This window comes from Erysipelatoclostridium sp. DFI.2.3, from assembly GCF_019132535.1.
Lineage (GTDB): Bacteria > Bacillota_I > Bacilli_A > Erysipelotrichales > Erysipelotrichaceae > Clostridium_AQ > Clostridium_AQ innocuum.
Window position 1 is genome coordinate 26641 of record NZ_JAHOOJ010000014.1, and the last position, 18902, is coordinate 45542.

Annotated in this window: 18 protein-coding genes; 17 read left to right on the plus strand and 1 reads right to left on the minus strand. The window is 41.6% G+C overall.

Annotated elements, in window-relative coordinates; translation table 11 throughout:
- Positions 1-25: 25 nt before the first annotated feature.
- From KSZ58_RS14620 to KSZ58_RS14670, 11 genes are all read left to right on the plus strand, one after another.
- Complete coding sequence (locus tag KSZ58_RS14620) at positions 26-943, plus strand: ABC transporter permease (RefSeq protein WP_008818536.1); 918 nt, start codon at positions 26-28, stop codon at positions 941-943.
- 12 nt (positions 944-955) lie between these two features.
- Positions 956-1894, plus strand: a complete 939-nt coding sequence (locus tag KSZ58_RS14625) for an ABC transporter permease (protein ID WP_008818537.1) — start codon at positions 956-958, stop codon at positions 1892-1894.
- A 12-nt stretch (positions 1895-1906) separates the two neighbouring features.
- On the plus strand, positions 1907-2920 hold the full coding sequence (locus KSZ58_RS14630; RefSeq protein ID WP_009269791.1) for an ABC transporter ATP-binding protein: 1014 nt from the start codon (positions 1907-1909) through the stop codon (positions 2918-2920).
- Positions 2917-3891, plus strand: coding sequence for an ABC transporter ATP-binding protein (locus tag KSZ58_RS14635; protein ID WP_009269790.1), 975 nt, complete (start codon positions 2917-2919; stop codon positions 3889-3891). The genes KSZ58_RS14630 and KSZ58_RS14635 overlap by 4 nt, the downstream gene beginning before the upstream one ends.
- Before the next feature lie 125 nt (positions 3892-4016).
- The gene (gene gmk / locus KSZ58_RS14640; protein ID WP_021420132.1) at positions 4017-4598 is read left to right on the plus strand and encodes a guanylate kinase; all 582 of its coding nucleotides are present in this window, start codon (positions 4017-4019) and stop codon (positions 4596-4598) included.
- Positions 4595-6493: a S9 family peptidase gene (locus KSZ58_RS14645; RefSeq protein ID WP_009269788.1), complete on the plus strand. Its 1899-nt coding sequence runs from the start codon at positions 4595-4597 to the stop codon at positions 6491-6493. The genes gmk and KSZ58_RS14645 overlap by 4 nt, the downstream gene beginning before the upstream one ends.
- A 315-nt stretch (positions 6494-6808) precedes the next feature.
- Entirely contained in the window at positions 6809-7852 is a 1044-nt protein-coding gene (locus tag KSZ58_RS14650; protein ID WP_008818542.1) for a Fic family protein, read from the plus strand.
- Positions 7853-8037: 185 nt separating this feature from the next.
- Positions 8038-8274 (plus strand): AAA family ATPase, encoded by a 237-nt coding sequence (locus KSZ58_RS14655; protein ID WP_008818543.1) that lies wholly within the window; start codon positions 8038-8040, stop codon positions 8272-8274.
- A complete protein-coding gene (locus KSZ58_RS14660; protein WP_009587790.1) occupies positions 8259-8585 on the plus strand; it encodes an AAA family ATPase in 327 nt (108 codons plus the stop codon). The genes KSZ58_RS14655 and KSZ58_RS14660 overlap by 16 nt, the downstream gene beginning before the upstream one ends.
- 65 nt (positions 8586-8650) lie before the next feature.
- Positions 8651-8899 (plus strand): AAA family ATPase, encoded by a 249-nt coding sequence (locus tag KSZ58_RS14665; RefSeq protein WP_009587805.1) that lies wholly within the window; start codon positions 8651-8653, stop codon positions 8897-8899.
- 68 nt (positions 8900-8967) lie between these two features.
- On the plus strand, positions 8968-9741 hold the full coding sequence (locus tag KSZ58_RS14670) for a PD-(D/E)XK nuclease domain-containing protein (protein WP_008818545.1): 774 nt from the start codon (positions 8968-8970) through the stop codon (positions 9739-9741).
- A gap of 478 nt (positions 9742-10219) precedes the next feature.
- Here the strand turns inward: KSZ58_RS14670 and KSZ58_RS14675 are convergent, their stop codons facing one another.
- Complete coding sequence (locus tag KSZ58_RS14675) at positions 10220-12133, minus strand: PTS sugar transporter subunit IIA (protein WP_009269787.1); 1914 nt, start codon at positions 12131-12133, stop codon at positions 10220-10222.
- A gap of 165 nt (positions 12134-12298) precedes the next feature.
- Between KSZ58_RS14675 and KSZ58_RS14680 the strand changes: the two genes are divergently transcribed.
- From KSZ58_RS14680 to KSZ58_RS14705, 6 genes are all read left to right on the plus strand, one after another.
- Positions 12299-12604 carry a PTS sugar transporter subunit IIB gene (locus KSZ58_RS14680; RefSeq protein WP_008818547.1) on the plus strand — a complete coding sequence of 102 codons (306 nt, stop codon included), beginning with the start codon at positions 12299-12301 and terminating at the stop codon, positions 12602-12604.
- Between the two features lie 16 nt (positions 12605-12620).
- Positions 12621-13877 (plus strand): PTS sugar transporter subunit IIC, encoded by a 1257-nt coding sequence (locus tag KSZ58_RS14685; protein WP_022300283.1) that lies wholly within the window; start codon positions 12621-12623, stop codon positions 13875-13877.
- A gap of 5 nt (positions 13878-13882) precedes the next feature.
- Positions 13883-14221 carry a PTS lactose/cellobiose transporter subunit IIA gene (locus KSZ58_RS14690; RefSeq protein ID WP_008818549.1) on the plus strand — a complete coding sequence of 113 codons (339 nt, stop codon included), beginning with the start codon at positions 13883-13885 and terminating at the stop codon, positions 14219-14221.
- Positions 14218-15627, plus strand: coding sequence for a glycoside hydrolase family 1 protein (locus KSZ58_RS14695; protein WP_008818550.1), 1410 nt, complete (start codon positions 14218-14220; stop codon positions 15625-15627). Before KSZ58_RS14690 ends, KSZ58_RS14695 begins: the two co-directional genes overlap by 4 nt.
- A 208-nt stretch (positions 15628-15835) precedes the next feature.
- Positions 15836-17458 (plus strand): peptide ABC transporter substrate-binding protein, encoded by a 1623-nt coding sequence (locus tag KSZ58_RS14700; protein ID WP_008818551.1) that lies wholly within the window; start codon positions 15836-15838, stop codon positions 17456-17458.
- A gap of 150 nt (positions 17459-17608) precedes the next feature.
- The gene (locus KSZ58_RS14705) at positions 17609-18811 is read left to right on the plus strand and encodes an amidohydrolase (protein WP_008818552.1); all 1203 of its coding nucleotides are present in this window, start codon (positions 17609-17611) and stop codon (positions 18809-18811) included.
- Positions 18812-18902 lie beyond the last annotated feature (91 nt).

Below are 18902 nucleotides of genomic sequence, written 5' to 3' on the forward strand. Positions count from 1 at the left end.
TAGAATGAGAAAAGGGGTTGTTTGAATGCCAAAGTATATCATCAAACGTGTGCTGATCGGATTTGTGACACTGTTTGTATTAGCCAGCGTTACATTTTTTCTGATGAAGGCAACGCCGGGATCACCATTTTCCCTGGCGAAGTATAAGACACCGGAGGCACTGGCTGCCGCAGAGGCAAAGTATAATCTGGATAAGCCGCTGGTGGAGCAGTATGTGATCTACCTGAAGGGGGTCGCACAGGGGAATCTCGGAGAAAGTATGATCAATACCGGACGCAGCGTTTCCTATTATATTAAAACCGGCTTTCCGGTAACCGCACGTCTGGGGCTGATTGCCTTTGTCCTGGCACTGGTGGGAGGAATCGCACTGGGAACCGGGGCAGCGTTATCACGGCATAAGTGGGTGAACAACCTGTGTATGTTTGTGGCAACGATCGGTGTCAGCGTACCGTCGTTTCTGATTGCGATGATCATGCTGATCGTATTTGGGGTACAGCTGCATATTTTGCCGTTTATCGGCTTGAACAGCCCGCTGAATTACATCATGCCGGCGCTTTCACTTGCGTTTTATCCAATCGCTATGATAGCCAGACTGACCCGTTCCAGTATGCTGGAGGTTATGAATCAGGACTATATCATTCTGGCTCGCTCCAAAGGTACGCCGTATAAGAAGGTTGTCATCAAGCATGCTTTGAAGAATGCCATGCTGCCGGTGGTGACCTATGCAGGTCCGATGTTCGCCTTCATGCTGACGGGAAGCTTCGTCATCGAGAGTGTTTTCTCGATACCGGGTATCGGCAGTGCATTTGTATCCTGTATTACAACACGAGATTATCCGATTATCATGGGGCTGACGATATTCCTTGGTTTTCTTGTCATCACCTTTAATCTGATTACAGATATCCTGTCCGCCATTATTGATCCGCGGATCAAGCTGGATTAGGAGGTGAAGGCTATGAGTGATAAATTATTGCAGGAAGAATTGAGCGACGATCTGTTTGAACGTCTGGATGATTCTGAAAAAAATGCGGAAAAAATAGCATATGAAAGCCGGACCTATCTGGCGGATGCATGGCATCGGTTCCGACAGAACAAGCTGGCATTTGTAGGCTTCTGCTTTCTGATGTTCATGCTGCTGTGTGCGATTATCATACCAATGATATCCCCCTATACCTATGACGGACAGAATCTGGAGCTGCGCAATATAGGTCCGTCCCTTCAGCATTTGATGGGTACCGATAAATTCGGTCGTGACATTCTGGTTCGTATCATGTGGGGCGGACGTGTTTCCTTAAGCGTCGGCTTTGCGGCAGCGCTGATTTCTCTTGGTGTCGGTGTTCTCTACGGAGGAATAGCCGGCTACTTCGGCGGTAAAATTGATATGGCAATGATGCGGTTTGTGGATATGATGTATTCCATCCCGGATATGCTGTATGTCATTATGATCGTTGTGGTCATGGGACCGTCGATGAGCTCCATTCTGATCGGTATCTGTATCTCCTCCTGGATGGGGATGGCCCGGCAGGTACGAGCACAGGTCATGACGCTGAAGGAACAGGAGTTTTCCCTTGCAGCCAAGGTGCTGGGAGCGGGAACCGGACGTATTATTTTCAAGCATCTGATTATCAACAGTATGGGGCCGATCATCGTATCTGTCACAATGCTGGTTCCAAGTGCGATATTCTATGAAGCCTTTCTGGGCTTTCTGGGCATCGGTCTGAGCGCACCGCAGGCAAGCTGGGGAACGCTGGCAAATGAGGCAAGAAGTACCCTGACCTCGTATCCGCTGCAGACACTGTGGCCGATTCTGGCAATCTGTCTGACGATGCTTGCATTAAACTTTATCGGTGACGGTCTGGGGGATGCCCTGGATCCGAAGAAAAAGAAGAAGTAGGGAGGGAATCATATGAGTATGCTGGAAATACAACACCTCTCTACCGATTTTGAAACAGAAAACGGTATGGTACACACCGTGCGTGATGTGTCTTTGTCTGTGGATAAGGGAGAGGTTTTGGGAATCGTAGGGGAATCCGGTTCCGGAAAGAGTCAGACGATGTTTTCCGTTATGGGGCTGCTGTCAGGCAACGGGATCGTGAAGGATGGCAGTATCACCATTGACGGCAAGGAAATATCGCCAAAGGCTTTTTCCGACCGTAAGGAATATGAACAGGTAATGGATCACATCCGTGGAAATGATCTGGCAATGATCTTTCAAGACCCGATGACCTTTCTGAATCCGGTTCTGCGTATTGAAACGCAGTTAATGGAGCCGATTCTGAATCACATGGATATATCAAAGGAAGAAGCGAAAAAGCGCGCAATCGAATTGATGCGAAAGGTTGGCATTCCTTCTCCGGAAGCCAGAATACGACAGTATCCGCATCAGTTTTCCGGTGGCATGCGGCAGCGTATCATCATTGCAATCGCACTCGCCTGTGATCCGAAAATCATTATCGCGGATGAGCCGACAACGGCGCTGGATGTGACCATACAGGCACAGGTTCTGGAATTGATTTCCCATCTGAAGGAGGAAATTGATTCCGGTATTATCATGATTACGCATGATCTTGGTGTTGTGGCAAGTATCTGTGATCGTATCGCGATTATGTATGGTGGAAAAATCGTTGAAACCGGGACAGTATTTGAAATCTTTGAACATCCGCAGCATCCGTATACGATCGGTCTGCTGTCCTGTATTTCCAATCCGAATGAGCTGGAAAAAAAGGAGCTGCATCCGATTCCCGGAAGTCCTCCCGATTTATTGAATATTCAGGAGAATTGTCCGTTTGCGGATCGCTGTGCATCTGCAATGAAGATATGTAAGCTGCATATGCCTCAGGAAACACAGATATCTGCTACGCATCGCTGTTCCTGCTGGCTGCAGCATCCCAAGGCATGCAAAGGTGGTGAAGTCCAATGAGTGATGCAGTATTGAAGGTGGAAAACCTGAAGGTGCATTTCCCGGTCAAGGGCGGTCTGTTCACAAAAAAGCAGGTGGTAAAGGCCGTGGACGGTGTCAGCTTTGAAATCTATCCGAGAGAAACCTTTGGACTTGTTGGAGAAAGCGGCTGTGGAAAAAGTACCACCGGTCGTGCAATCGTCAAGCTTTATGAGCCCACAAGCGGAACGGTGTATTACCATGGAGAGGATGTTACGAAAATCAAAGGCAGCCATCTTGCGGAATTCCGCAGGAATGTACAGATGATTTTTCAGGATCCCTATGCAAGTCTGAATCCCCGTATGACGGTAGGAGAAATTATCCGTGAGCCAATGGATATTCATCATATTTTCAACACGAAGGAAGAACGGGAGCAGCGGGTTCGCGAGCTGCTGGATATCGTCGGGCTGAAGCCGGATCACATCCGCCGTTACCCGCATGAATTTTCCGGCGGACAGCGTCAGCGTATTGGAATTGCCAGAACACTTGCCCTGAATCCGCAGTTCATCGTCTGTGATGAGCCCATCAGTGCACTGGATGTTTCCATACAGGCACAGGTTATCAATCTGCTGGAGCATATCCAGAAGGAAATGGGCATTTCCTATCTGTTTATTGCGCATGATTTAAGCATGGTAAAGCATATATCCGACCGAATCGGTGTCATGTATCTGGGAAATCTGGTGGAAATCGGAGACAGTGATGATGTGTATCACCGCCCGCTTCACCCGTATACACAGGCTTTATTATCAGCGGTACCGATTCCCGATCCCCGTGTTGCCAGAGAAAAAAAGCGCATTGTACTGGAGGGCGAGCTGCCGAGTCCGCTGGATACCCCGAGCGGCTGCGTATTCCGTACCCGCTGTCCCAATGCCACAGAGCGCTGTGCCAGGGAAAAGCCGGGAATGGTAAACGTAGGGAAACGAACGGTTGCCTGCTTCCTGTATGAAAAATAATGTGATCATATAAAAGGAAAACGAAGCACTGTCCATCCGGCTGTGTTTTCGTTTTTTTGAAAGAAAGGAAAAGGTATGGTATGCGGCACTCATTCCTGCTGCATAAGATACCGGGAGGAAACATCATGAACAAGGGTTTGCTGTTTGTATTAACCGGCGCCAGCAGTGTGGGAAAAAAGGATATCCGTGACCGGCTGCTTGGTGATGAACAACTACATCTGAATTATTCCATTTCCATGACAACCCGTCCAAAACGCGGGGAGGAAGTGGATGGCAGGGATTATTATTTTGTCAATCATGAAGCCTTTGCGCAGGCTTTGCGAAATCGTGAGCTGCTGGAGTATACAGAGTTTGACGGCTATTACTATGGAACACCAAAGCATCAGGTGGATTTTCTGCTAAATAGTGGGAAAAATGTCATGGTTGAGGTGGAAGCACAGGGTGTTGGGCAGATCAAGCTGCAATATCCGGACGCTCTGTGCGTATTCGTGGAACCGGAAAGCATGGAGGAACTGGAGAAACAGATCATGCTGCGGTATCGGGATGATGCGGCAAGCGCACAGCGCAGAATTAACAAGGCGCTTGTTGAACTGGAGCTGTCCACACTCTTTCGCCATACTGTGAAGAATACGGATGTCAATGCGGCATATGAGGAAATCTGTGAACTATTGAAAGAGCATATGCAGGAAAGAGGAAATAAGGGATGAAAAAGGGTGTAGAGAAAACCGATCTCTATCAGCTGCATCTGTTGAGCGGCTTGAAAGCATCACCTTCCGGAAACCGTCTGGTTTATGTGCATACGCAGATGGCGGAAGCAAGTGATACGTACGAAAAAAATCTGTGGCTGTTGGAGGGAAAGAGGAATTTCTGTATCTATCAGAAGCAGAAGTTTTCCGCCTTTCTGTGGGAAAATGAACATACGCTGCTGATTCAAAAGCCTGCAAAGGAACAGAAAACGGAATTTGTTCGTCTGCATCTGGATACCTTATGCACCACACCGGCTTTTACAATACCTGCGAATGTTGTCCAGCTGGAGAGGATAAGTGTGCAGCACTATGCCTATCTGGCAGAGGAATCCGTACAGAAACAGAATGATGATGACACCATCGTGCTGACACAGATTCCCTTCTGGGATAACGGTGTCGGCTATATCAGCGGGAAACGAAACCACCTGTATGTCTATTATGAGGAAAGTCAGACATCCAAAGCGTTGTTTGCAGGAAACTGGCATGTGGAAAACCTGTCGGTTTCAAATACGCAAATTGTATGTAGCGCGCAGGAGTATTCCACAAAGAAGCCGCTGACACAGGGGATTTTTACCTTTACCACAGATACCCTGCGTCAAACAGAGCTTCTCAACTGTGACACCTTACGCATTGAAGCAGTTACCTGTGAGAAGGATACCGTTGTTTTCACAGGAACGGATATGCAGCAGTATGGCAATGAAGAGGCGGCGGATATTTATGTCTGGACGAAAGAACAGGGTGTGAAAAAGCTGCTGGACTGCGAGCATTACGCATATTGCAATATAGTGAGTGACTGCCATGTCGGAGCCTCCACATCCATCATGATGAAGAACCAGATTGTTTACCATCTGAAAAATGAGGAAGGTCGCTGCCTGCTGTACGCATTGTCCATGGATGGCAGGGATATCTGTCTGACACCAAAAGCCAATGTGATACGGGATATTGCCGTGAGCGCACAGGGCTGGTATACACTGGAAATGGAAGAAAATGCGCTGGAGGAAATTTATTACCGCAAGCAGGATGATTGTCAGAAGCTCACAGCATGGAATGCGGAGTATTTACAGACGCATCGGCATGTGCAGCCAAAAGAAATTCTGTATACCAATCGTGAGGGAGGTATACAGAAGGGCTGGATTTTATATCCGGCTGACTATGTGGAAGGAAACCGGTATCCGGGTCTGTTGAGTATTCATGGAGGACCGCGCTGCGCATATGGAAATGTTTTCAACCATGAAATGCAGATGTTTGCATCCATGGGGTATATGGTATTTTACACAAACCCAAGGGGCAGTGATTCCTTCGGTGAGGAGTATGCGGACCTGCGGGGGAAATACGGTACGATAGATTATGAGGATTTGATGGCGTTTACGGATGTGGTGCTGCAGGAAACCCCACAACTGGACAGCGGGCGCTTGGGTGTGCTTGGCGGAAGCTATGGAGGTTTTATGACAAACTGGATCATCACACAGACAGACCGGTTTCAGGCAGCCGCTTCCCAGCGCAGTGTCGCAAACTGGACATCGGATTTCGGTACGAGCTGTATCGGCTATACCTTTGATCCTAATGAGATGCAGACAACACCGTGGAAGGATGTCATGACGATGTGGACGGCTTCTCCGCTGGCATATGCAAACAAGGTAAAGACGCCAACCCTGTTTATCCATTCCCTGGAGGATTATAATTGTCCGCTGAGTGAAGGACTGCAGATGTTTACGGCTTTACAGTATCATGATGTGGAAAGCCGCATGTGTCTGTTTCCACAGGAGAATCATGAGCTGAGCAGGAGTGGAAAACCAAAGCATAGATTACGCAGACTGCAGGAAATGGCAGACTGGTTCGACGCACATTTGAAGTAGCATAGCAAAAGGCGGTTCAGCAATAGAATCGCTTTTTTCATTTTTACAATTTAAACTCATGACTGCGGGAAATGTTTATAGAACAAACTTGAAATATACGAATGTTGATGAGATCCTTAGGATATGCCTGTTCCATCATCGTAATGAATTTGAAATGATATCGTATTCTCCTACAATATTCTTTATTCCCCTATTTTATACAATATTATAGGAGAATATGGGAATTGATAGGAGATTATCTTTATTATTCTCCTATGAGCCTTAGCTTTTCTCCTGAATTTTTGCTATAATAGGAGAATAATGAGGTGGTACAGAATGAGATCTTTTGACTATCTGAAGATTAGAGATAAAAAATGGGATTTGGAAGTCTTAACATTGATTGCTAAAATCCATGAATACAAGGGAAAACAGGAACTCTATATCAAACAGAAACCGATGAGTTTGGAAAAGCTAGTGGAAATTGCGAAAGTACAAAGTACGGAAGCATCCAATCAAATTGAAGGTATTGTTACGACGGATACAAGAATTAAACAGCTGGTCAACGAGAAGACATCACCGCGAAACAGGGATGAAGAAGAGATTGCCGGCTATCGAGATGTTCTGAACATGATTCATGAAAGTCATGAATATATACCAATCCAAAGCAATTATATCCTGCAGCTTCATAAGGTTCTATATAGTTATTCAGGAGAATCCTTTGGTGGAAAATTCAAGAATACGCAAAATTACATTACAGAAGTACGAGCGGATGGAACCAGAGCTGTTCGATTTCAGCCGTTAGCTCCCTATGAAACATCACAGGCAATCCATGTAATTTGTGAAAGCTACAATCAGGCAATCGCTGCTGATATTGAACCCTTGCTGTTAATTCCATCCTTTATCACAGATTTTCTGTGTATTCATCCTTTTAATGATGGTAATGGTCGCATGTCAAGACTTATGACCGCATTGCTTCTTTATAAGAGCGGATTTGAGGTGGGAAAATATATCAGTATAGAAACTAAAATCGCTAAAACAAAATTAAATTATTATGAAGCATTGCAGGATATCGATGAGGGATGGCATGAAGGAGACAATGATGTCACACCCTTTATCAAATATCTTCTAGGCGTCATTTTAGCTTGCTATAGAGATTTCGAAAATCGTTTAGAATTGGTCGAAGAAAAGAAACCGGCTCTGGAAATGGTGCGAAATGCCGTAAAGGAACAAATAGGCAAATTTACAAAAGCTCAGATCGTTGAGTACTTACCTGCACTTCGGCGTGCTGCAGTTGAAAAGGCCCTGAAGATATTGGTGGATGAGGGTGAAATCACCCGTCATGGCGGTGGTAGATCTACGTTTTATACTAGAAATGATTAGGGGGAAATACGCCAAAGACATGGGAGGTATTCAAGGAAATAAAAACACTCTACTGAAAATAGGATATGATAATAAATAAAGCATAGTTCCATATGCATGTTTCTCTCCGTTTACCTCAAAAAGAGAACTTGGAAAGATAAAAATGTGATATAATGACGATACTATAAAAAGGAGCTGATGATCCTATGAAAATGCTGCCGATTGGAATAGAAAACTTCAAAGAATTGATTGATAATAAGTATTATTATGTAGATAAAACGGCGCTGATTAAAGATGTTTCTAGCGAAAAGGTTGCTTTGTACACCAGACCAAGAAGATTTGGGAAAACGCTAAATATGAGCAGGCGCTGCCCGCCCATGGCGTGTTATACTATTTCTTTTCCAACAAGGAAAAAGAAAACAGCTATTTGTTTAATGGATTAGAAATCTCAAAGGATAAAGAAGCATGTAAACATCAGAATCAGTATCCTGTTTTGTTTTTGACATTGAAGGATATGAAAAGGAATCATTTTGAAGCGCAAATAGATAAATTTAAATCTATCATCTCTATGCTGGTTGATCAATACGCTGAGCTGTTGGATAGCCCTAAATTACGAGAGTCAGAAAGAAAACTATTGTCACAGTATTTGAATGAAGCTGCCCCAGTAAATAAACTTATGGATGCCTTATTCAATTTAAGTGTTTTTCTGGAAAAACATTATGAACAAAAGACGATCATTTTAATTGATGAATAGGCACTGCCCGCCCAAGGCGCGATGTTCCACTGCAAAGCGCCTATCTTAATGGCTACTATGATGAAATGATAGAGTTTCTTAGAAATGTATTCAGTACAGCTTTGAAAACGAATGACGCGTTAGGGAAAGGCGTATTGACAGGCTGTTTAAGAATCGCCAAAGAGAGCGTATTTACAGGCTTGAATAATTTTAATGTATATTCTATACTTCAAAGAAAATCAAGCAGTTGTTTTGGCTTTACATCAGAAGAAACAAAAGAACTATTAGAATCCTATGATATGATTTCTTGCGAAGCAACTGTGAAAGAGTGGTAGGCGCTGCCCGCCCAAGGCGTGATGGTTATTTGTTCAATCAAACGGAGGTATATAATCCCTGGAGCGTTTTGAAGTATGTAAAAAAAGGTATGGAGGAATCGCCAGTACCTGAATCATTCTGGGCAAACACCAGTGGTAATGAGATCATTTATCGCTACATTCAACAGGGAACTGCACAGATGAAAGTCGAGTTTGATGAATTGATGAAAGGAAATGCAATTGAAAAGAATATTAAATCAGAATTAACGTATCGAGAAATGGATGATATTGATAATATTTACAGTTTTCTGTTATTTACTGGATATTTAAAAATTGAAAAATCATCAGACTTATACCGATATTACTTAAAGATTCCAAATAAAGAAATCGAAATGATTTATGTTCAGATATTCTCACAGTGGTTTGATGCAGTCATAAAGAAAAACAGTACTTCCTTTTATACAGCATTATACAAAGGAGATGAAGAAGAAGCAAGAAAAGTATTGAATGCAATTTTATTTCAATCCATCAGTTATTTTGATGCGAAGGAAGATTTCTATCATGGATTTCTGACAGGTATGCTTCAGGAATTTCATGTCATTTCAAATCGTGAATCTGGAATGGGAAGGTTTGATTTGGCTGTGATACCGGATGATTTTTCGAAAAGAGGACTGATCATCGAGTGCAAACATGCTGCATCCCTGAGAAGTTTAAAAGCGGAGAGTGAAGCAGCCGCAGAACAAATTAGAGAAAAACAATATATCGAGGGATATCTTGCAGATGGATATACTGATTTTATTGGATATGGAATTGCATTTTATAAGAAATCCTGTTATATAACAAAGCTTAATAAAAACAGATAAAAGAAAAGAATTGATGCTGTTTGTGATACTGGAATCATTTGGGACAACAAACAGTCGTGAAATCGAAAAACACGCAAAATCCTATTTGATCAAACAGAGAAAGCGTGTTTTTCGTATAGCATTCAAAAATTGATATTACTGGAGAAGCGTTAGCTTTAGGATACCATCTTATTTGTCACAACCTATTAACGAAAAATTTCGATTATAGTCGATAAAGTGATTAAAAACATAATTTATTTCGAGTATAATCGAAATGAAGGGGTGAAGTTTATGCTATATCGTGAGAATTACATTCTAAAATTGCTTGCTTTAAAGATATGGATGTAATTAAAGTGATTACAGGATTGCGAAGATCTGGAAAATTGACAATCATGAGGCAGGTTCAGGAATATTATAAAACGCTTAATACCACTAGAAAAAGCAGAGGATTTTAAGTCCTCTGCTTTTCCACGCAGTTTGTTTCAGAGTAAAAAATATATCAGCATTCACCGGTAAGAAGTTTAATGAACGCATCGTAGGACTTTACTTTGATCAATTCCTGTATGATGGTCATATCTTGGAGCTTTTCCAATAAATTACTATAAAGCTCTTTAAAAAATCTTCTCTGATTGTGATTTATACCAATCATAATTATAATATTGACCTCAAAATAGCCCCATTTCATTGGCGTTTTATTGACGATTACATAAGAGCAGTTTCTGCTTGTCGAACAAAGTATAGAATGTGGTATTGCAACTTTGTTGTCAAAGCTTGTTGAGGTTATTTCTTCACGCTCCAAGACAGACTGTGTGAAGGATGCAGGTGCAATTCCTGCATCAATAAGTTTTTGTGAGATATATCTTATCATGGCATTTGCATCAAGCTCGTAATGCTCCAGTTCAAACATATCCTTAGAGAAAAAGGAATGGAATTGATGCTTCATCGTATTTGTATGTTGCTGGTCAATAAGTTTATTAAGGAAATCATATACTTTATTCAAATCTTTTCTATCGAAAAGAGGGCTGATATATACCATTGGAACAGCATATGATCTGTTTTGTTCTCCGGACGCATCTATGATAAAATCTATACCTTCTGTATCTATCGAATGAATACTTTGCATAATGGAAACTATGTCAATTTTATTCTGAAATTCTTTTTGGAATTGATAAAGGTAATTTGAAACCGGATAATAGTATTCATTCATTATAAGCAGGGCTTTATACGTATGGCTTTCTTCCGCTTTTTTTTCGATAACTGCTCCAATATGTAAAGATATGAAGGTGATTTCATCTTTATTCAGCTTACAGTGATATCTATTTCGAATTTCATTCGCTATATAAACGGCAATATCATAGATGAGCGGATTCTGAATAAAAATCTGATCACTGAAAGGATTGGTATTAAAGGTATTGTTGTTCCATCGAAACAATACGTTTTTCAAATGGAGGGAGAAAAAGTTAATAAAATCAGAATCGTTTAGATCAATATAATAAATATAATTGATATTCTCTACCAACTGTTTTGTAAACTCTATGTATTCCAGACTTATGAAATCCTGTGTATACTTTCTAGTTTGATTATTGTGATCCAATCTAGTAGTTTTACTCATAAGTAAAAATATCAGCTGATTTTTCTCCTCTGTATTAAACATAATATTATAGTTTGTTTCTATTTCCTGAATGATATTTGCTGCACAAATGCTTTCCGGTTCCTTTTCCTTTGCCGAAGGAGAACTTTGTAATTGCAAAGAATACTTATTTTGTAATCTTGATAAAGTTATAATGACATGTGTTAAAATATTTTTTATCGCATAATCACTGGCATAAAGCTTTTGCTGACGGGTTTGATAAGTAATCAGATCCTTAAGCGTATCGAAGGGAATATGTATATCTTTACATATGGCATGGAGCGTATTTTGCACAGTTGCAGAATCTTGTTGAGAAAGCAGATAGCGTATAAAAGAACGCTTGCTCTCTTCACTACCTTGGATGGTGGCTTTCCCGTTACCACGCAGAAGAGTGAGATGGAAATCTTTTATAATACCGCGAATTTGTATCAGGTCTTTCTCAATGGTGGAATAGCTGATATAAATGTCATCTGCTATATCATAAAGATCTGCTTCCTCTGATGAAGTGATGATCCTTTCTGCTATATATAAAAGACGTTCATTTTGTGACGAGAAATCATAAACGAGGGAACTTTCAATCTTCCTTTTATTACATGGACTATCTAATACTGTTATCCAGTAGCCATTGCTAGAAGATTGAATGATAAGTTTTTCCTCATTTATTTCACGGATATAATTTCGAATCGTACGATCTGAAACGTTGAGGCGTGAAGAAAGCTCTTTTCCTGTAACAGGATGATTTGCACTTGATAATAAAGCAAGCAGTTTCTTTTTCTTATCCATAACGATCTCCTTATTCTCCCAATATACCCTCTATGTATATATTATAAATATATTTACCAAAAGGTACCAAATAATTCTTTTCCTATACCTAGGAAATTTATGGAAAGACAGATGTTCGAGCTTATGTGATAATGAAAATGCAAAGAGTGAAAGGAGATGAATTACATGAAGATTTTACTGATTTGCGGAAATGGTGTATCAAGTGGAATGATTGCACAGAAGATTAGAAAGGCAGGAATAGCGAGGGGCTATGATGCTGTTTCTGATGCATACAGTTATTCTCAGCTGTCAGAGGTTGTCGATGAATTTGATGTGGTACTCGTTGCACCGCAAATGAAATTCAATGAGGACATGATACGGGATATTTGTGCTGTGCATCATAAACCATATGCAGTACTGGATAATTTCGTTTATTCAACATTGGACGGAGAAAAAGGATTTGACACTGTGCTGTCATTGTTAAATGAGTGAGGGAAAAGGAGAAAATATGAAAAACATTTATGTGAGGATAACTGCCTGGCTGGCAGGTCCATTTAGTTCAAAGATATCAAAGTTTACACAAAATGCCTATGTAATGGCAATACAAAACGGCTTTCAGACAGTATTGCCAATGATCCTGGTAGGATCCATTGCTAGTCTGATCAATACTCTGCGTAATTTTTGGGAATGGGTACCGGATTTGTCTTTAGTAAATCAGTATTCCTTTGGATTGATTGGCATTTTTCTGGCCTTTATACTTCCGTATAATATCATGGAAAATAAGAAACAGAATCGTGCGAAACTCATATCCGGATTTACCGGTGTTTCTGTATTACTGGCGTTGTGTAATCCGGTATTCAAGGAAGGTAATATTTCATTAAATGCAGGTTATATCGGAACTGGAGGGATGACGGTAGGACTGCTGGTCGGCTTATTGATTGGTGCAATCTTCGCTGTTTATTTCAAGCATGGTCTTTTTTCAAAGGATACGAGTCTGCCTTCTATTGTTGTGAACTGGTTTGAATCTATCGTGCCTGTGTTTCTTGTTATCGGCATCGCTATCCTGATTGCTGGCAATGGTGTTAACCTGTTCGATCTGATGGAAGAAGTAGTGTCTCCAATAGCAGCTATTGGAAATACATACTTAGGCTTTGTATTATTGTATTTTATTATGGCATTATGCTACAGTCTCGGACTGAGCGCATGGGCTGTGTATCCGATTTTCCTTGCATTGGCGTTAAATAATATTGCTGCCAATATAGATTTGGTCGCAGCGGGTAAGGATGCAGTTTTCATCACTACAGTTGAGGTGGTATTCTGCGGTTGGTGCTGCATGGGTGGTATGGGCTGTACAATGCCATTAAATATTCAAATGCTTCGTTCAAAATCAAAAAAAATAAATGCGATTGGGAAGGCAGCTATATTTCCATCCCTGTTCAATATCAATGAGCCTGTTATGTACGGCTTGCCTGTCGTATGGAATCCGATTATGATGATTCCCTACCTTCTGGTCTCCTTTATAGTACCTTCGCTCGTCTATCTGGTTCTTACAGTGGGTTTTGTGGATATTCCTGCTAGAGCATTTCAAATGAACTTCCTTCTACAGCCTGTAGCAACCTTCCTTACAAATTATGACTTCAGAGGGGTGATTTTCTGGATTCTGTTATTTATATTGATTTATCTGATTTATCTTCCGTTTTTTAAAGTATATGAGAATCAGGAAATGAAAAAAGAAGCAGCGGAAGAAGGAAAGGAAACGGTATAGACAGTATGAAACAGACAAAAGAAGAATGCGTGATCACAGCTGCAATGAATATTATCCTGCATGCCGGAAATGCCAGAAATATTTTACGGGATGCAGGAAAATGTATCGCAGAGGGGAAAAACTTGGATGCAATCGCACAACAGCTGGAGGAAGCTAGGGGTAGCATTCTACTTGCACACAAGGCGCAGACGGATATACTGCATGAAGAAGCTGAAGGTAAACATATTGAGGTAACCGTTTTGTTCTCTCATGCACAGGATACGCTTATGACAACACAAAGTGAATTATTCTTTGTGGAAACATTATATGAACTGGAAATGAATAGGAGGAAACAAACGTTATGAAGTCAACTTTTTTATGGGGTGTTGCCACTGCAGCGAACCAATGCGAGGGTGCCTGGCAGGAGGGAGGAAAAGGTATTTCCACTGCAGATATTCTATACGATGGAACTGCCGGAGAATACCCGGAGAATTTAAAGATTTATCCGGAACGTTATTATACTTATCATACAGGAAATGATTTTTATCACCGTTATAAAGAAGATATCGCTTTAATGAAGGAAATGGGAATTAAGTGTTTCCGCATGTCAATTGCATGGACAAGAATTTATCCGAAGGGAATTGAAGATAAACCAAATGAGGAAGGACTGGCCTTTTATGATCGCGTTTTTGATGAGCTGAAAAAGCAGGGAATCCAACCGCTTGTAACAATATCACATTATGAAATGCCATTGTATCTGGTACAGGCATATGGCGGATGGAAACATAGATGCGTTATTGACCATTATGTAAAATATGCGAAAACAGTACTTGACCGCTTTCATGAAAAAGTTAAATACTGGATTACCTTTAATGAAATGAATTTTATCAGTACGATACCGTTTTGTGCGGGAGGTCTGTTGATCAGAGGTAAGGATAATAAGGAACAGGATATGTTTCAGGGAGCACATCATCAGCTACTTGCACATGCACTTGTGACAGCCTACAGTCATGGATCATATCCGGATTTAAAGATTGGGTGCATGGTTTGCGGTACACTTGCCTACGCACAGACACCAAATCCACAGGATGCTATGGAACAGCTGGAATGTGACAGGGAAACTTACTATTATACAGATGTGTTTGTAAGAGGAAGATATCCGAATTATGCGGACAGCTTTCTGAAAAAAAAGCAGGTTGTTTTACATAAACAGGAAGGTGACGATGAAATCTTAGCAGAGGGAAAGGTGGATTTCCTTGCATTCAGCTATTATTTCACTAGAATTGCCCCGATAAATCCGAATAACGATCCAGATTTAACAGATAATGAACGTATGCTTGGAAAGCTCGAAAATCCATATTTACAACGAACACAATGGGGTTGGGTAATCGATCCTGTAGGCTTCCGTCTTGCCTTGAATAAATTTTATGACCGTTACCAGGTACCGCTGTTTGTAACTGAAAATGGTCTTGGCGCAAGAGATGTATTGTGTGAGGACAAAAGGATTCATGATGACTACCGTATTGATTATCTCAGACAGCATATTCGGGAATTGAAAAAAGCAGTTGAAATAGATGGTGTTGATGTTATGGGCTATACCTCATGGAGTGGCATTGATCTGGTTTCCGCAACAAGTGCACAAATCACGAAGCGCTACGGACACGTTTACGTAGATTATGATGATCAGGGAAACGGTACGGGAAATCGATTTAAAAAAGATAGCTTTGCGTGGTATAAGAGAGTTATTGAAACAAACGGTGAGCAATTATAATAGAGGAGTCTGTAAAAGGAGTTCGTTACAGGCTCCTTTTATGCAGGTCTTATAATCAGGCGAATTTAACATTTACAAACGACCGGTATGCTTAATTTTCTGTAAACACGTTTACTTTTATATAAGTTTTATGTTGAAAGTATTTACATTTATTGAAAAATATTCGAAAAGAAGGTATGATAATAAATGTAAAAAGGAGAGAAACTGTATGAAAAAGCTAAAAAAACTAATGTTATCACTCTTCATGGGTATCAGTATTCTCAGCCTGAGTGCCTGCGGGGGCGGGGAAGAAAGCAGCAGTGAGCTCAAGGTTGCACTTGGCGGACAGATTACCAGTCTGGATCCGGCGCTTGCGGATGACACATATTCCATGATTGTAATTCAGAACATGTATCGTACCTTGTTCAAGCTGGACGAAGAAGGGAAGCTGGTAAAGGATCTTTGTGAAGACTATAAAGTCAGTGAGGATGGAAAGACCTACACATTTACTATTAAGGATGCAAAATGGAGTGATGGGGAAGCAGTAAAGGCAGATGATTTTGTTTACGGTATCAAGCGAGGACTTTCTTACGGTCCTGAGAATTCTTATAATGCACAGGATGGAAGAAAATACATTGTCGGAGCGCAAAAGGCTTATGAAAAGAATATGAAAATTAAGGATATGAAAGATGTTGGCGTAAAAAAGGTGGATGACAAAACCTTTACCATTGAATTGATTCAGCCTGTTCAATATTTTGACAAGCTGATGACACAGGGAATCTATACGCCGCTTCGTTCCGATATCGCAAAGGAAAAGGATTCTGAATGGTCTTTATCCGCAGATGTACCGGTAAACGGACCGTTCAAAGCGGAAAGTGTGAATCCTGCAGATGCCGTTGATCTGGTAAAGAATACAGAATATTATGAGGCAGACAAAACAACGCTGGAAAAGCTGCACTTCAAGATTATGGAAGACAGTGTTTCTCAATACCAGGGCTATGATGCAGGAGAGATTGATTTCGCTACCTATGTTGCAAATGAAGGATATACCAATTATAAAGGTAAGGATGATCTGTATCGGGTAGATCCATATGTATCCAATTACTTTATTGACATCAACTCCTTATCTACAGAAAATAAAGCACTGCAGGACGTCAATGTTCGTAAGGCAATGGCAATGGCAGTTGATCGTGACGGTATCGTAAAGGTACTGGATACAGGAGATTATGTAACGCCACTGTTTGGTCTGGTTCCACATGGAATTCAGGGAGAAAAGGAAGATTTCCGTAAAGAAGCGGATGATGCAGGTGATTTAATTAAATATGATCTGAAGGGTGCACAGGCACTGATGAAGAAAGCTGGATACTCTGACAGCAAAAAGCTGACAATCAAATACAAGACGACCGGTCAGCAGGTAAATATGGATATTGCTCAAATACTGCAGGAACAGTTCAAGAAAATTTATATTGATTTGAAAATTGAACAGGTGGAACAGGGTGTCTTCTATCAGCAGGTAGACGGCGGTCAGTTTGAAACAAGCCGTTATGGTCTGAGTGCCACCACACTGGATCCTGCCGCAGCATATCTTGGTATGTGGCAGAAGGAATCTCAAGCGGTCCTGATTTTCGATGATGCAGAATACGAGGATCTGATGGCGAAGGCTGCACTGGAAACGGATGCTGCGAAGCGTATGCAGCTGCTGCATGATGCAGAGAATCGAATGATTGTTGAACAGGCTTATTTCATTCCACTGGTAACAAATACACAGGTGATGCTGAAAAAGCCGAGTGTGAAGGGGCTGGAACGTACACCGGCAGCAATGTTCTACTTTGAACATGTAACAATCGAATAGCACAAGAAAGAAACAGAGAGCCCATCTCTGTTTCTTATTCCATGTGAAAGTCTTAATACAACTGCATAAAAAGCAAGCTGTAAACGGATATGTAAATACTGATGTTAGTATTTTTAAGGTAATATCAATGAGAATAGTGGAGGCTACGATATGAAAGAGGAAAGAAAAAAGCAGCTGGAAGAGCTGTATGCGGCAAAGGTGCAGGCCAAAGCTGAGGAAATCAGCAAATGGATATACGAACATCCCGAAGATGGTGATCAGGAATTTTTGTCAAGTGCCTATATTTGTGAACAGCTGAAGGAGACAGGCTTTTCTGTACAGCTCCCGTACGGTTCTTTGAAGACAGCATTTCGATGCGAGCTGAAGGGCAGTAAGCCGGGAGCAACCTATGCATTTTTGGCAGAATATGATGCCTTGCCAGGGTATGGTGAGCAGCACGATGAGCTTGCACATGCCTGTGGACACAACTGGATCGGAGCGGTATGTGCGGGTGTGGGGCTCATGTTTGCACAGATGCAGGAGGAACTGGAGGGTACCATTGTTATTATGGGAACCCCTGCAGAGGAAACAACCGGTGGAAAATGTGTGCTTGTTGAGGAAGGTGCATTTGATGATGTGGATTTTGCTTTTCAGCTGCATCTGGGTGCAGAAAATAATGCACATGTCGTTACACTTGCCATGGACTCTCTAGAATTCACTTTCCATGGAAAAGCAGCTCATGCAGCTGCCTATCCGCATCTGGGAGTCAATGCCTTGGATGCGGTCAATCTGATGTTTACGGGAATCAGCTATCTGCGCCAGCAGCTGCGCTGTGACACACGGGTGCACGGTATTATCACCAAGGGTGGAGAAGCATGCAATATCATTCCGGATTTGTGTGCGTGCAAATTTTACATCCGCGCAGCCGATAAGGCATATATGGAGGAAATCAGTGCGAAAATCGTCAATATCGCAAAGGGAGCTTCTTTCATGACGGGAACGCAGATGGAATATCGTAATTTTGAAAATACCTATTATGATCTGGTCAACTTGGAAAGCTTTCAGCAGCTGTATGTGGAAAATGCAAAGCTTTGCGGCTCCGGTGACTTTGTGGACAGTGATGCGGATGCCAGCGGCTCCAGTGATGTAGGAAATGTATCGCATGTCTGCCCGATGATGTACAGTGAGCTGGCATTGAAAGGACCAACACCCGCTTATGCGCATGATGTTAATTTTCTCGAATATCTGAAGCTGCCTTGTGCGGATGACAAGCTGAGAAAGGGAATCATCAGTCTGTGTTTAACCGTGTTCGATTTGTATGATGAAAAACAGCGTGAAGATATTATGAATGAATTTGATACTAGAAAAGAGTAAGCAGATATCGATATATCCTGAGAAGGCAGGAGCATATAGACACAAATAGAATTGCTGAACAATGAATGAAAACTGTCGGAAAAAATACCGG